Origin of the sequence: Latilactobacillus sakei (assembly GCA_002953655.1) — a bacterium.
Lineage (GTDB): Bacteria > Bacillota > Bacilli > Lactobacillales > Lactobacillaceae > Latilactobacillus > Latilactobacillus sakei_A.
The window spans coordinates 1761397-1776421 of sequence record CP025839.1 but is presented as its reverse complement, the minus strand read 5'-3'; the positions used below and the strand labels follow the sequence as shown (position 1 = coordinate 1776421).

8 protein-coding genes, 5 tRNA genes and 3 rRNA genes are annotated in these 15025 nt (G+C 43.0%); 14 read left to right on the top strand and 2 right to left on the bottom strand.

The features are described 5' to 3' along the window. The first annotated feature begins 45 nt into the window (after positions 1-45). The 8 genes from C0213_08810 (at position 46) to C0213_08775 (ending at position 8293) form a co-directional block, all read left to right on the top strand. Positions 46-1032, top strand: coding sequence for a tRNA dihydrouridine synthase DusB (locus C0213_08810; protein ID AUX12508.1), 987 nt, complete (start codon positions 46-48; stop codon positions 1030-1032). 102 nt (positions 1033-1134) lie between these two features. Continuing rightward, positions 1135-2625 carry a lysine--tRNA ligase gene (gene lysS, locus C0213_08805; GenBank protein AUX12836.1) on the top strand — a complete coding sequence of 497 codons (1491 nt, stop codon included), beginning with the start codon at positions 1135-1137 and terminating at the stop codon, positions 2623-2625. A gap of 469 nt (positions 2626-3094) precedes the next feature. Further along, a 16S ribosomal RNA gene (locus tag C0213_08800) occupies positions 3095-4672 on the top strand. A 216-nt stretch (positions 4673-4888) separates the two neighbouring features. Continuing rightward, positions 4889-7809 (top strand): 23S ribosomal RNA (locus C0213_08795). 89 nt (positions 7810-7898) lie between these two features. Next, a 5S ribosomal RNA gene (gene rrf, locus C0213_08790) occupies positions 7899-8015 on the top strand. The 16S, 23S and 5S rRNA genes sit together here with 3 tRNA genes alongside, the layout of an rRNA operon. A gap of 5 nt (positions 8016-8020) precedes the next feature. After that, positions 8021-8093, top strand: a tRNA-Asn gene (locus C0213_08785). Between the two features lie 44 nt (positions 8094-8137). Next, a tRNA-Glu gene (locus C0213_08780) sits at positions 8138-8209 on the top strand. An 8-nt stretch (positions 8210-8217) separates the two neighbouring features. Further along, positions 8218-8293 (top strand) — tRNA-Thr (locus tag C0213_08775). A gap of 121 nt (positions 8294-8414) precedes the next feature. Here C0213_08775 and C0213_08770 read toward each other — a convergent pair. Further along, positions 8415-8999, bottom strand: a complete 585-nt coding sequence (locus tag C0213_08770; protein AUX12507.1) for an NUDIX hydrolase — start codon at positions 8997-8999, stop codon at positions 8415-8417. A 425-nt stretch (positions 9000-9424) separates the two neighbouring features. On the opposite strand from C0213_08770, the gene C0213_08765 reads away from it, so the two are divergent. The 3 genes from C0213_08765 to C0213_08755 all read left to right on the top strand — a co-directional run bounded on the left by C0213_08765 (position 9425) and on the right by C0213_08755 (position 11169). Beyond that, positions 9425-10885: a peptide ABC transporter permease gene (locus tag C0213_08765; protein ID AUX12506.1), complete on the top strand. Its 1461-nt coding sequence runs from the start codon at positions 9425-9427 to the stop codon at positions 10883-10885. Between the two features lie 125 nt (positions 10886-11010). Continuing rightward, positions 11011-11091 (top strand) — tRNA-Tyr (locus tag C0213_08760). 6 nt (positions 11092-11097) lie between these two features. After that, positions 11098-11169 (top strand) — tRNA-Gln (locus C0213_08755). Between the two features lie 337 nt (positions 11170-11506). On the opposite strand, the gene C0213_08750 is transcribed toward C0213_08755, so the two are convergent. After that, positions 11507-11842: an XRE family transcriptional regulator gene (locus C0213_08750; GenBank protein AUX12505.1), complete on the bottom strand. Its 336-nt coding sequence runs from the start codon at positions 11840-11842 to the stop codon at positions 11507-11509. Positions 11843-12075: 233 nt separating this feature from the next. Between C0213_08750 and C0213_08745 the strand changes: the two genes are divergently transcribed. The 3 genes from C0213_08745 to proC all read left to right on the top strand — a co-directional run bounded on the left by C0213_08745 (position 12076) and on the right by proC (position 14952). Next, entirely contained in the window at positions 12076-13311 is a 1236-nt protein-coding gene (locus C0213_08745) for a hypothetical protein (protein ID AUX12504.1), read from the top strand. A 34-nt stretch (positions 13312-13345) separates the two neighbouring features. Then, positions 13346-14023: a hypothetical protein gene (locus tag C0213_08740; GenBank protein AUX12503.1), complete on the top strand. Its 678-nt coding sequence runs from the start codon at positions 13346-13348 to the stop codon at positions 14021-14023. 122 nt (positions 14024-14145) lie between these two features. Further along, on the top strand, positions 14146-14952 hold the full coding sequence (gene proC, locus C0213_08735; GenBank protein ID AUX12502.1) for a pyrroline-5-carboxylate reductase: 807 nt from the start codon (positions 14146-14148) through the stop codon (positions 14950-14952). Positions 14953-15025 lie beyond the last annotated feature (73 nt).

Here is a 15025-nt window from a genome sequence, read left to right as displayed (position 1 = left end):
TAGCTTGGATATTGTCGAAAGACACGAAGGGAATGGGTTGGCATTATGACATGGCAAATAGGAGACGTGACGATTCCAAATCAAGTAGTCGTCGCACCAATGGCTGGTATTACAAACGCGGCATTTCGCGTGACTGCAAAGGAATTTGGCGCAGGATTAGTCGTCTGTGAAATGATTAGTGACCGCGGGATTATGCACAATAACAAAAAAACAATGGGCATGATGTTCGTCGATCCAAACGAACATCCAGTGAGCATCCAGATTTTTGGTGGCTCAAAAGACACATTAGTAGAGGCTGCTAAATTTGTAGACCAACACACACAAGCTGACATCATCGACATTAACATGGGCTGTCCCGTGAACAAAGTCGTGAAAACAGACGCTGGTGCGCGTTGGTTATTAGATCCAAACAAGGTTTACGAAATGGTTTCATATGTGACCGACGCTGTTAAAAAGCCAGTGACAGTCAAAATGCGGACTGGTTGGGACGAAGATCACATCTTTGCTGTTCAAAACGCCCTTGCTGCCGAACGCGCTGGTGCGTCAGCACTTGCTATGCACGGTCGGACTCGTAAACAAATGTATACCGGTCAAGCAGACTGGGACATTTTGAAGCAAGTCAAAGCTGAATTGAAGATTCCATTTATGGGTAACGGGGATGTCCGCACACCACAAGATGCTAAGCGCATGTTGGATGAAGTCGGTGCCGACGCTGTCATGATTGGCCGCGCTGCTTTAGGGAACCCTTGGATTTTACGTCAAGTTGAAACCTATTTGCGCAGCGGTGAATTGATTGCAGAACCAACACCAAGAGAAAAAATCGCCACAGCTAAGCTCCAGTTACATCGGTTAGTCGAATTAAAAGGCGAAAATGTTGCTTGTCGTGAATTTAGACAACAAGCTGCTTACTACCTCAAGGGGATTCCACGCGCTGCTAAGACAAAAGCGGCAGTTAATGAAGTTGAAACAGAACAAGCGGTTGGCGATATTTTAGACCGTTTTGTTGAAGAAACTGAAGCAAGAATGGCATAAGGGGATACTTAATTGCCTAGTTTCATGTTAAAATCAACAAGAGTAGATAATTGAAAGTAATGGAGGAATTGGCAGTTGGCACAAAAAGATAATCAAAAAGAAATGAATGACCAACTTAAGGTCCGTCGCGAAAAAATGCAATTTTTAAAGGATGAAGGCATTGATCCTTTTGGGAGCCGTTTTGAACGGACGCATTTAGCAGCAGCGCTACACGAAGAATTTGAAGCAATTGAAAAAGACGACTTGGATGTTAAAAACCAAGAAGTCACAATTGCAGGACGAATGATGTCTAAACGGGGTAAAGGTAAAGTTGGTTTTGCCGATATCCGCGATCGTTCTGGTAAAATTCAAATTTATGTTCGTAAAGACGAAGTCGGTGAAGATAACTACAAAATTTTCAAGAAAGCCGATTTAGGGGATCACTTAGGCATTACCGGTCAAATCATGAAAACTGATATGGGTGAGTTAACGGTTAAGGCAACTCATCTAACATTCTTGTCAAAGGCATTACGCCCATTACCTGATAAGTATCACGGTTTAACGAATGTCGAACAAATTTATCGTCAACGTTATTTAGATTTGATTGCTAATCCTGAAAGTATGGATCGTTTCACGAAGCGGAGCAAGATTATTTCTGCTGTTCGTGAATATTTAGATACACATGACTTTACTGAAGTTGAAACACCTGTCTTGCATGGCCAAGCTGGTGGGGCTTCAGCACGGCCATTTATTACACATCACAATGCATTAGACATTAACCTCTATTTACGAATTGCGCTTGAATTACACTTGAAGCGACTAATCGTTGGTGGGATGGAACGGGTCTATGAAATTGGCCGTGTATTCCGGAATGAAGGTATCGATACCAAACATAACCCTGAATTCACGATGTTAGAAACATACGCTGCATACTTTGATTACAAAGATGTTATGGATGAAACCGAAGGCATTATCCGTTTTGCAGCCCACAAAGTCTTAGGAACTGGCCAAATTTCATACCAAGGCCAAGCAATTGATTTAGATAGTGACTTTGCGCGTGTACACATGGTCGACGCTATTAAGGCTGAAACAGGTGTCGATTTCTGGCAACCAATGACAGTTGAAGCTGCTCGTGAATTAGCAGACCAACACCACGTTAAGTATGAAGAATACTGGCAAGTGGGTCATATCATTAACGCCTTCTTTGAAGAATTCGTTGAAGATACATTAGTACAACCAACATTCATTTATGGCCATCCAGTGGAAATTTCACCATTGGCTAAGAAGAATGCCGAAGACGATCGTTTTACAGATCGTTGGGAACTCTTCATGCATGGTAACGAATATGCAAATGCCTTTACTGAATTGAATGATCCAATCGATCAACGTGAACGTTTTGAAGCACAAGCTAAGGAACGTGAAAACGGTAATGATGAAGCTGAAGGTATCGATGAAGATTATGTTGAAGCATTAGAATACGGGATGCCGCCTACAGGTGGACTCGGTATCGGGATTGACCGGCTTGTTATGCTATTAACTGACGCTGCTTCGATCCGCGATGTCCTTTTATTCCCAACAATGCGTCCAGACAAGCAAGAAAATGAAGAAATTTAAAAAAAATTAAACGCCTGAAAAGGCGTTTTTTTTGTGCAATTTTCGGGATAACTGTCATATGGTGACTGGTTTTGGATAATTGTTCATGTTCTGTATAAAATACCGGATAAATTGGATTATTTAGACGTTGAAAGTTCTGAAATAAAGATGAATAAATAAAGTTGACGAATGAATAGATAGCTGATATAGTAGTCTATGTTGTCAGCGAGATAAAAGCCACAACGATTACGAGCAACATTAGAAATTGCTTTTGAATATTTATTCAAAAAATATTAATAAAGTTCTTGACAATCGGTTGTTATAAATGGTATATTAATTAAGCTGTTTCAACACAGTAGATCTTTGAAAACTGAACAAAGTTTTGATAAACCAAATGTGTAGGGTCGCCCTTTTAGGGCACAACATATTTGCGAAGTCAATTTCGCTAGCAAATAAATTAAGTAACAAAACAAGAGCTACAAACTTTTAATCGAGAGTTTGATCCTGGCTCAGGACGAACGCTGGCGGCGTGCCTAATACATGCAAGTCGAACGCACTCTCGTTTAGATTGAAGGAGCTTGCTCCTGATTGATAAACATTTGAGTGAGTGGCGGACGGGTGAGTAACACGTGGGTAACCTGCCCTAAAGTGGGGGATAACATTTGGAAACAGATGCTAATACCGCATAAAACCTAGCACCGCATGGTGCAGGGTTGAAAGATGGTTTCGGCTATCACTTTAGGATGGACCCGCGGTGCATTAGTTAGTTGGTGAGGTAAAGGCTCACCAAGACCGTGATGCATAGCCGACCTGAGAGGGTAATCGGCCACACTGGGACTGAGACACGGCCCAGACTCCTACGGGAGGCAGCAGTAGGGAATCTTCCACAATGGACGAAAGTCTGATGGAGCAACGCCGCGTGAGTGAAGAAGGTTTTCGGATCGTAAAACTCTGTTGTTGGAGAAGAATGTATCTGATAGTAACTGATCAGGTAGTGACGGTATCCAACCAGAAAGCCACGGCTAACTACGTGCCAGCAGCCGCGGTAATACGTAGGTGGCAAGCGTTGTCCGGATTTATTGGGCGTAAAGCGAGCGCAGGCGGTTTCTTAAGTCTGATGTGAAAGCCTTCGGCTCAACCGAAGAAGTGCATCGGAAACTGGGAAACTTGAGTGCAGAAGAGGACAGTGGAACTCCATGTGTAGCGGTGAAATGCGTAGATATATGGAAGAACACCAGTGGCGAAGGCGGCTGTCTGGTCTGTAACTGACGCTGAGGCTCGAAAGCATGGGTAGCAAACAGGATTAGATACCCTGGTAGTCCATGCCGTAAACGATGAGTGCTAGGTGTTGGAGGGTTTCCGCCCTTCAGTGCCGCAGCTAACGCATTAAGCACTCCGCCTGGGGAGTACGACCGCAAGGTTGAAACTCAAAGGAATTGACGGGGGCCCGCACAAGCGGTGGAGCATGTGGTTTAATTCGAAGCAACGCGAAGAACCTTACCAGGTCTTGACATCCTTTGACCACTCTAGAGATAGAGCTTTCCCTTCGGGGACAAAGTGACAGGTGGTGCATGGTTGTCGTCAGCTCGTGTCGTGAGATGTTGGGTTAAGTCCCGCAACGAGCGCAACCCTTATTACTAGTTGCCAGCATTAAGTTGGGCACTCTAGTGAGACTGCCGGTGACAAACCGGAGGAAGGTGGGGACGACGTCAAATCATCATGCCCCTTATGACCTGGGCTACACACGTGCTACAATGGATGGTACAACGAGTTGCGAGACCGCGAGGTTTAGCTAATCTCTTAAAACCATTCTCAGTTCGGATTGTAGGCTGCAACTCGCCTACATGAAGCCGGAATCGCTAGTAATCGCGGATCAGCATGCCGCGGTGAATACGTTCCCGGGCCTTGTACACACCGCCCGTCACACCATGAGAGTTTGTAACACCCAAAGCCGGTGAGGTAACCCTTCGGGGAGCCAGCCGTCTAAGGTGGGACAGATGATTAGGGTGAAGTCGTAACAAGGTAGCCGTAGGAGAACCTGCGGCTGGATCACCTCCTTTCTAAGGAATAATACGGAAAACCTTGTACATTTGCGAAATCAAAACTTTGTTTAGTTTTGAGAGGTCTACTCTCAAACTTTGTTCTTTGAAAACTGGATAATAAGTAATATATTAGTTTTAAAAGCCGAGAAAACATTGCGTTTTAAAGAGTTTTTTAATAATAGAAATATGAATTAGTTCATATCGCTAAACTCAAATAATAACCCTTTACCGTAGGTAAAGATAGGTTAAGTTATAAAGGGCGCATGGTGGATGCCTTGGCACTAGGAGCCGATGAAGGACGGTACTAACACCGATATGCTTCGGGGAGCTGTAAGTAAGCTTTGATCCGGAGATTTCCGAATGGGGGAACCCAATACTTTTAATCGAGTATTATCATTAAGTGAATACATAGCTTAATGAAGGTAGACGAGGGGAACTGAAACATCTAAGTACCTTCAGGAAGAGAAAGAAAAATCGATTCCCTAAGTAGCGGCGAGCGAACGGGGAAGAGCCCAAACCAAGAAGCTTGCTTCTTGGGGTTGTAGGACAGAACTTTGGAGTTACCAAGTTAAGTTGTAATCGAATCAGCTGGGAAGCTGAGTCAAAGAGTGTGATAACCACGTAGATTAAACAACTTAACCTCCGTTCTGGATCCTGAGTACGGCGGAACACGTGAAATTCCGTCGGAATCCGGGAGGACCATCTCCCAAGGCTAAATACTCCCTAGTGACCGATAGTGAACCAGTACCGTGAGGGAAAGGTGAAAAGCACCCCGGAAGGGGAGTGAAATAGATCCTGAAACCATGTGCCTACAATTAGTCAAAGCTCGTTAATGAGTGATGGCGTGCCTTTTGTAGAATGAACCGGCGAGTTACGTTTATATGCGAGGTTAAAGTGAAAAGCTGGAGCCGTAGCGAAAGCGAGTCTGAAATGGGCGAGTGAGTATATAGATGTAGACCCGAAACCAAGTGACCTACCCATGTCCAGGTTGAAGGTGTGGTAAAACACACTGGAGGACCGAACCCACGTCAGTTGAAAATGGCGGGGATGAGGTGTGGGTAGCGGTGAAATTCCAATCGAACTTGGAGATAGCTGGTTCTCTCCGAAATAGCTTTAGGGCTAGCCTCGGAATATTGGATCATGGAGGTAGAGCACTGTTTGGACTAGGGGCCCGTCATGGGTTACTGAATTCAGATAAACTCCGAATACCATTGATTTAGTTCCGGGAGTCAGACTGCGAGTGATAAGATCCGTAGTCGAAAGGGAAACAGCCCAGATCACCAGTTAAGGTCCCAAAATTTATGTTAAGTGGAAAAGGATGTGGCGGTGCACAGACAACTAGGATGTTGGCTCAGAAGCAGCCACCATTTAAAGAGTGCGTAATAGCTCACTAGTCGAGTGCCGCTGCGCCGAAAATGTACCGGGGCTAAACATAATACCGAAACTGTGGGTGGACACGTAAGTGTCCGCGGTAGGAGAGCGTTCTAAGGGCGACGAAGCTAGATCGTAAGGACTAGTGGAGCGCTTAGAAGTGAGAATGCCGGCATGAGTAGCGAAAGATCAGTGAGAATCTGATCCACCGTATGACTAAGGTTTCCTGGGGAAGGCTCGTCCTCCCAGGGTTAGTCGGGACCTAAGGCGAGGCCGAGAGGCGTAGTCGATGGATAACAGGTTGATATTCCTGTACTAGTTTATTTTGTTTGAATGATGGAGGGACGCAGGAAGCTAAGGAATGCACACGACTGGAAATGTGTGTCCAAGCAATAAGTCTTGAGTTGAGTGAAATGCTTGATTCTTTAAGGACAAGTTGTGATGGGGAGCGAAATTAAGTAGCGAAGTTCCTGATGTTACACTGCCAAGAAAAGCTTCTAGTGAGAAATAAACTACCCGTACCGTAAACCGACACAGGTGGTCGAGGAGAATATCCTAAGGTGAGCGAGTGAACTCTCGTTAAGGAACTCGGCAAAATGACCCCGTAACTTCGGGAGAAGGGGTGCTGACCGTCAGGTCAGCCGCAGTGAATAGGCCCAAACAACTGTTTATCAAAAACACAGGTCTCTGCAAAATCGTAAGATGACGTATAGGGGCTGACGCCTGCCCGGTGCTGGAAGGTTAAGAGGATGAGTTAGCGCAAGCGAAGCCCAGAATTGAAGCCCCAGTAAACGGCGGCCGTAACTATAACGGTCCTAAGGTAGCGAAATTCCTTGTCGGGTAAGTTCCGACCCGCACGAAAGGCGTAATGATTTGGGCACTGTCTCAACGAGAGACTCGGTGAAATTATAATACCCGTGAAGATGCGGGTTACCCGCGACAGGACGGAAAGACCCCATGGAGCTTTACTGTAGCTTGATATTGAGTGTTTGTACAGTTTGTACAGGATAGGTAGGAGCCGTAGAAATCGGAACGCTAGTTTCGATTGAGGCGTTGGTGGGATACTACCCTAACTGTATGACCACTCTAACCCGCGCCACTTAGCGTGGCGGGAGACAGTGTCAGGTGGGCAGTTTGACTGGGGCGGTCGCCTCCTAAAGTGTAACGGAGGCGCTCAAAGGTTCTCTCAGAATGGTTGGAAATCATTCGTAGAGTGTAAAGGTATAAGAGAGCTTGACTGTGAGATTGACAAATCGAGCAGGGACGAAAGTCGGACTTAGTGATCCGGTGGTTCCGTATGGAAGGGCCATCGCTCAACGGATAAAAGCTACCCTGGGGATAACAGGCTTATCTCCCCCAAGAGTCCACATCGACGGGGAGGTTTGGCACCTCGATGTCGGCTCATCGCATCCTGGGGCTGTAGTCGGTCCCAAGGGTTGGGCTGTTCGCCCATTAAAGCGGTACGCGAGCTGGGTTCAGAACGTCGTGAGACAGTTCGGTCCCTATCCGTCGCGGGCGCAGGAAATTTGAGAGGAGCTGTCCTTAGTACGAGAGGACCGGGATGGACATACCTCTGGTGTACCAGTTGTGCCGCCAGGCGCATCGCTGGGTAGCTATGTATGGCAGGGATAAACGCTGAAAGCATCTAAGTGTGAAGCCCCCCTCGAGATGAGATTTCCCATTCCTTTATGGAAGTAAGACCCCTGAAAGATGATCAGGTAGATAGGCTAGGAGTGGAAGTACAGCGATGTATGGAGCGGACTAGTACTAATCGGTCGAGGACTTAACCAAAGGTGCAATGTTTGGCTTTTGAAATGAAATATTACTTATTATGCAGTTTTGAGAGAACGAAGTTCTTCTCAGTGCGTAAGCACAAAATAGTGTGGTGGCGATAGCAAGAAGGATACACCTGTTCCCATGTCGAACACAGTAGTTAAGCTTCTTAGCGCCGATAGTAGTTGGTGGGAAACTACCTGCGAGGATAGGACGTTGCCACGCTTGATTCCGGTTTAGCTCAGTTGGTAGAGCGCATGACTGTTAATCATGATGTCGTCAGTTCGAGCCTGACAACCGGAGTAATAAAATGAGCGGTTGAGACCCTTCAATCGTTTTTTATTTTCGGCCCGTTGGTCAAGTGGTTAAGACACCGCCCTTTCACGGCGGTATCATGGGTTCAAATCCCGTACGGGTCATCTTTTATGCCGGCTTAGCTCAGTTGGTAGAGCATCGGTATCGTAAACCGAGGGTCACAGGTTCGACTCCTGCAGCCGGCACTAAGTGTTATGCATGTGATTCTTGTTAAGCATTGTCAGTCATTAAGACTAACAATGCTTTTTTATTACCGCTTAATAGGATAAAAAATAAGACGTTGCTTCCAAATGGAAACAACGTCTTATTTTAGTTTAAGCGATTATTAACCCATTGCCATAATAGCAGTTGTGTTCGGCCTGATATCTTACCGCTTGCTAATATTTCAGCAGCTTGTTTTTTATCAACCCAAATGCTAGTCAATTCTTCAGCGGATTCTAAAGCCGTATTTTGAGAAGGGATTTGATCAATTGTACAGATGGCTAAAGTGATGGCGCCATCTGTAATGCCCGGCGTAGAATAGCTAGGATTAAAGATTTGATCAATATGAACACCTTGATAGCCTGTTTCTTCGACGAGTTCACGTTCAATGGCTTGTTCGACTGTTTCACCAGGTTCAATTAAACCAGCTGAATTACCATAGACATAGTCGTTGAGAGGGAGCCTGAATTGACGTAGTAATAAGACTTGACTATGATCACGATTAAGGCAAAACATGGTGACCGCAGAAGCCGTCACAGGATGCTTAAGGTTGTCAGTTGTTAGATTGGCTTCACGACTGACAAAATGATAATTAATCTCTTCTTGTTTGGAATTTTGATAAGTTGCTTCATAATAATTCAGCCACCGATCCGCTAATAATTTCTTAAGTGTCACTAATTTGAGTTGCGCCATAATGTTCGACCTACTTTCTATCTAATCATTGTACTACAAAGGTTGGAGGTATGTTTGATATTTAAAACGATACTTAAATCAGACTATAGTCATCGTAATAATAATGAATGCAATAATTTAACATTAATGCGCCTTTATTTGCTGAGAAAATAGTGTCTGAAAATAGCTGAAAGTGGCTAATATTAATCATTAAATTTCTAGAAGACATAAGTGAAAAATGATTTGAAAATTGATCGTAAAGTGCATAAAAATTAAAAAAAAGAATTGCTTTAACATTAAAATAAGATTATAATGGCATTTATAGATTCTAAGCGAATGATAAGAGAGTTCTTGTATAGTGCCGATTTCAACTATTGAAATCCCTATCTTAATAGCTGTCAATTCCTAGTTTCAAAAATAATAAAGTTTTAAAGTGGGGTATTACAATGGAAGAAAAACATGAAAAGACATTCTTTGGTCAACCGCACGGCCTATCGACGTTATTCTTCACAGAAATGTGGGAACGATTTAGTTATTACGGGATGCGTGCAATTTTACTATTCTATATGTATTTTGCTTTAGATAAAGGTGGTCTTGGCTTTGACAAGGCAACCGCAATGTCAGTGATGGCGATCTATGGTTCGATGGTTTACCTAGCCAGTGTTGTTGGCGGTTGGTTGAGTGATCGAATCTGGGGTAGCTTTAAGACCGTCTTCATCGGTGGGTTCTTCATCATGTTGGGCCATATCGTACTAGCGGTACCGATGGGCGCAACGGCTTTATTTATTTCAATTGGTTTGATTGTTGTCGGAACGGGGCTATTGAAACCCAATGTTTCCGAAATGGTTGGTGGCTTGTACAGTGAGAATGACCGTCGACGTGATGCTGGTTTCAGTATGTTTGTTTTCGGGATTAACTTGGGGTCATTCGTAGCACCATGGATTGTTGGTACAATCGGCCAACAAGTTAATTTCCATTTAGGGTTCTCATTAGCAGCAATCGGGATGTTCTTTGGTCTTATTCAATATTACCGAGGACGTTCACAATTTAGCAAAGAAAATGCCAAACCAAACGATCCAATTGCAGCGGACGAATTAAGAGGGATTATCATTAAAGTGATTATCGGCTTAGTCGTTATTGCACTTGGGATTACTGCTTTACAACTAACAAATAACTTAAATATTGATAATATTGTTTTAATTATCTCAATTGTGGCAATTGCACTTCCAATTATTTACTTCTACAACATGCTTTCAAGCAAAAAAATTACTAAAAAAGAACGTTCACGCGTTTTAGCTTATATTCCGCTCTTCATCGCTGCTGCTGTTTTCTGGGGTATTGAAGAATCAGGTTCAGTGGTCTTAGCATTATTTGCTGAAGATCGAACAATCTTGCATATTGGGGGTTGGCACTTAGCTGCTTCTAACTTCCAATCATTAAATCCATTGTTCATCATGCTTTTAACACCATTATTCGTTTGGTTATGGAGTACATGGAAGAAACAACCTTCAGCACCCGGTAAGTTCGCGGTTGGTTTAATCTTCGCTGGATTATCATACATGTTTATGGCCCTTCCTGGATTATTACACGGTACGACAGGGCGTGTTAGTCCTTTCTGGTTAATCGGTTCATGGTTAATTGTTGAAATTGCTGAAATGTTAATCTCACCAATCGGCCTTTCGATTACAACCAAATTAGCACCAAAAGCGTTCAGATCACAAATGATGAGTATGTGGTTCTTAGCTGATGCTGCTGGCCAAGCGGTCAACGCACAGTTAGTTCGTTTATACTCACCACAAACTGAAATTAAATATTTCTTAGGCATCGGGATCGTTAGTGCGATCTTCGGGATCGTCTTAATTTTCTTCGTGAAACCAATTCACAAGTTAATGGAAGGCGTTGACTAAATCAATTAAAAGAAATCTTGGTTATTTATACAATAATCGAGGTTTTTTTTGCATTTTAGGGTTGATTTTTGTCTGGAAATTTTGTAAACTAATATAGTTGAATCGATGAGATGAGACAGACATATGGAGGAGTAGCGAAGTGGCTAAACGCGGCGGACTGTAAATCCGCTCCTTCGGGTTCGGTGGTTCGAATCCACTCTCCTCCACTTGATTGGGCTATGGCCAAGCGGTAAGGCAACAGGTTTTGATCCTGTCATGCGCTGGTTCGAATCCAGCTAGCCCAATAATTTATCAGGTAAGCGGACCGACAATTGTCGGTCCGCTTTTTTTGTGAGTAAAAAAACACGCTTTATTCATTTATAGAATAAGCGTGCGCGGATTATTGATAGCAGTTCTGAGTTTTAAGGTAAAAAAGATGATTTAATCGCGCTTCAGGTAAGCCCCAGAACTCGAATCTGAAGAGGTTAAAGGAAATCCGACTAATAGTCCGTCGTGTGCCTTATAAACTTCATGGGCCCATGTATAGCCAAGGGAGAGTATTAATTTAAAGAATGGTTTTGAGAGAAGATAATAGGTAACAAAAAAGGCCGATGAATTAATTTTCACCAGCTTTTTTGTTATTTATTTCATTCGTCTAACAAGTGATAATAGTAATTCACTGATTTCGTTTGCCTCATCAGCATCAAATGTTAGTAATTCGTCGATAAGTTTTTTTAGATAATAGGGCAACTCAGTCGATTTTTGGGCGTCAGTTAGTAACAGCTCTGAAACATTGACGTCTAGTGCTGTTGAAATCGCAATTAATGCATTGATGCTTAGGTTCGTGTCCTTAGCTAATTCAAGGCGCGAGATATAGTTGACCGATAGTTTACTGAGCTCGGCCAATTTTTCTTGAGACATTCCTAAAAATTTACGTCTATCTCGAATATGAGTACCAATATTGTATTTTTTATCCATTTAATTAAGGACCTCCAACAGTTGTCTAATAATGACAATAAAGGAAATCTTTGAATTGCATAACAACATATAGTTCTAGTTTTAGTAAAACTATAATGGTATAATGTGTTTGTTTAAAGAATACAGGACTGGGGGAGTATTGTGAAAAATAAAGATTCAAGGTAATGACGTATCTAGTTTGTTGATTAGGTAGTGAGGTATTTAACATCTAAAAATTAAGGGGAGATTTAAAGATGAAGTTTAAGAAAACACAAGGGTTCCAAACAATGGGGAAACGGACACTATTCACATCAATGGCGGCAGTTGCACTCTTTGGGAGTACAACAACGGCGATGATGGCAACGACGGCACAACATGTAGATGCGGTTGCAACACAAACGCCGATAAATGTCAGCGGAAATGTAGAAAATAGTGTTTATGATAAATACCTAGGTGATTACGTGCTTAATGTAAAAAGTGCTAATCTTAATGGTGCTGAAATTGGAGCTGGATGGCCCGGAGAACATGAAGAGAAATTTGTGACCGATGATGGTAAATTTAAAGTTAATATTAGTTTCTTTATGGAAGATTCTGAAAACGGTGGTCAAATTTGTGAAGCGATTTCTTTAGAGAGATATGAATCTGATGGTTCACATACGGTAGCAGTTTGGACCAATGGTAATGCGTATATGGGGACAAGTACTTTAGGTACCAATAAAGGAATGTATGTTACGAATTATTCTCAAGGGAATGAAGTCGTAAAGCCTCTTGGTTATATTAATATTACAACGGAAATTGATGGTAAAAGCACAGGTACTATTAATGATGCATTAAATCATATTGATTACCTTGTTAATGGTAAACACCATCTAACAAATAATAACTCAGGTAGCGAATCGAATAATTCAAATAGTTCATCAAACAGCGAATCATCAAATCAAGAATCAAGTAATTCAAACAGTTCATCAAACAGCGAATCAAGTAGTGAGTCATCAAGTCAAGAATCAAGTGACTCAAACAGTTCATCAAACGGCGAATCAAGCAGTGAGTCATCAAGTCAAGAATCAAGTGACTCAAACAGTTCATCAAACAGCGAATCAAGCAGTGAGTCATCAAGTCAAGAATCAAGTAATTCAAATAGTTCATCAAATAGTGGCTCAAGCAGCGATATCACAAGCCACACAACTGGTTCAAGTAGCATGAGTTCTTCAGACCAAAGCACATCAACTCATAAGACACCGGGGGCCACAACTTCCAATGGTGCCGGTTCGACAAGTCATTCAGCTAACGGCACGGTTAATGTTACTAATCATCAAGGGACCACGACTAATAGTGCTGATAAAACCAAACCTGTAACGGCTGAAAAAGGCAACAAACCAACCACCTTACTTCAAACGGGTCAAGATAATCATGGAATGACCATTGCGACTATTTTTGCGGGTATCGTAGCGAGTCTTTCTGGCTTATTTGTTTTCGGGAAACGCTTCTAGGTTCAGCAAAATTTTATAAGGAGGAGATAAGGGGATGAAAGGACAACAAAAGCACCCTGCAGCGAAATGGGTTCGTTGGCTTTTTATAGTATCACTTTGTCTTTTTCTAGACTTAATGGGCGTCCAAAAGTATCGGCATGATCAGTTGACGCAAAATATCGCCCACGCACGAACCGTCAAAGTGCGACCGGTCCAGACTAAAAAAGTGGCAGACGATAACGCGCCGCAACCAACTTATTGGGATGAAGATACGCGGGGGATTACGGTTGGTAAGTTGGCAATTCCTTCAGTGGGCATTAAATTGCCGATTATCAAAGGCATTGGTCAAACCAACGGGCACGATAATATGCTAAAGGCGGCGGTTACCAATAAACAGGGACAGACAATGGGTAAGCGGAACTATGTTTTGAGTAGTCACGATATTGCCCAGGAAAATGTTTTGTTTTCACCACTTAGTCAAACGAAAGTGGGCGCCGCGATTTATTTGACCGATACGAAGCAGGTTTATACCTATCGTGTCATCCGTCGCAAAACAGTTAAGGCCAACCAAGTAGCTATTTTGGATGATGTCCGGCAAAAACGGCTAGTAACTTTGTACACCTGTGATCCTGATGGCGAGATAGTTAACGGTCAGACTTATGAGCGAACAGTCGTTGTGGGTGAATTGGTTAAAACAACGAAGGCATCAGCTAAAACTTTAACACCATTCTAAATAAAACAGCGACTAGCAAAAATTAGTTTTGCTAATCGCTGTTTTTTGGATAGCTAAGGTGTTAATTGACTTTAACACTGTCTTTCGGTATCCTTGATTCAATACAAAAAAGGGGTGGCAGAATGAAAATTGGTTTTATTGGTGTCGGTAATATGGCACAAGCAATGATTAAAGGCTTAGTTAAAGCCGATCAGATCGCAACAACGGATATTTTGGTCCACGGGGCTCATCCGGCAAATTATGAAGCATTTGCGGCTGAACAACACATTACACCAGTGGCAGATAACATCGCGGTAGTCGCACAAGCTGATATTGTCTTCTTGGCGGTTAAACCATATATTGTGCCACTTATTCTAGAAGAAACAGGCGCTGCTTTTAAAGAAAAGCAACCATTAATGGTTTCAATGGCAGCCGGTCTTTCATTGGCTAAATTAAGCCAACAAGTGGACGCGGATAACCTGCCTATTTTGCGGATTATGCCCAACGTCAACGTTGCTAACCGCGCTGGTATCACAGCCGTTGTCGGTAATGAACAAGTGAGCGCTGATCAATTGAACAGCGTGAAGGATGTCTTGTCACAATTAGGTGGCGTTGTTGAAATTGGTGAAAAAGACTTCACAACTTTCAGCGCACTTGCTGGTAGTTCACCAGCTTTTGTTTACTTATTCATCGATTCAATGGCACGGGCTGGTGTTAAACACGGTTTAACCAAGAAAGCGGCCACTGAAATCGCAGCCCAAGCTGTTTTAGGGAGCGCTCAAAACGTTCTGATGAGTGACGATTCACCATGGGACTTGATCGACAAAGTATCATCACCAGGTGGCACAACTGTTGCTGGCTTATTGGCAATGGAAGAAGCAGGTCTAATGTCAGCAGTCGTCAAAGGCATTGACGCAACAATTGAAAAAGACTTGGAAAGCCAAAAATAGCGTGCGGACTCGAACGATTTGACTTTGAGGATTAACCTAAAAATGAGCAGTATGGCAGGTTTTAGCCATACTG

What these genes read in the sequence shown, in the direction of transcription:
- C0213_08745 (AUX12504.1), top strand. Translation starts at nt 12,076, where the DNA reads ATGAAGTTTAAGAAAACACAAGGGTTCCAAACAATGGGGAAACGGACA.
- proC (AUX12502.1), top strand. Translation starts at nt 14,146, where the DNA reads ATGAAAATTGGTTTTATTGGTGTCGGTAATATGGCACAAGCAATGATT.
- C0213_08810 (AUX12508.1), top strand. Translation starts at nt 46, where the DNA reads ATGACATGGCAAATAGGAGACGTGACGATTCCAAATCAAGTAGTCGTC.
- C0213_08770 (AUX12507.1), bottom strand. Translation starts at nt 8,999, where the DNA reads ATGGCGCAACTCAAATTAGTGACACTTAAGAAATTATTAGCGGATCGG.
- C0213_08740 (AUX12503.1), top strand. Translation starts at nt 13,346, where the DNA reads ATGAAAGGACAACAAAAGCACCCTGCAGCGAAATGGGTTCGTTGGCTT.
- lysS (AUX12836.1), top strand. Translation starts at nt 1,135, where the DNA reads ATGAATGACCAACTTAAGGTCCGTCGCGAAAAAATGCAATTTTTAAAG.
- C0213_08750 (AUX12505.1), bottom strand. Translation starts at nt 11,842, where the DNA reads ATGGATAAAAAATACAATATTGGTACTCATATTCGAGATAGACGTAAA.
- C0213_08765 (AUX12506.1), top strand. Translation starts at nt 9,425, where the DNA reads ATGGAAGAAAAACATGAAAAGACATTCTTTGGTCAACCGCACGGCCTA.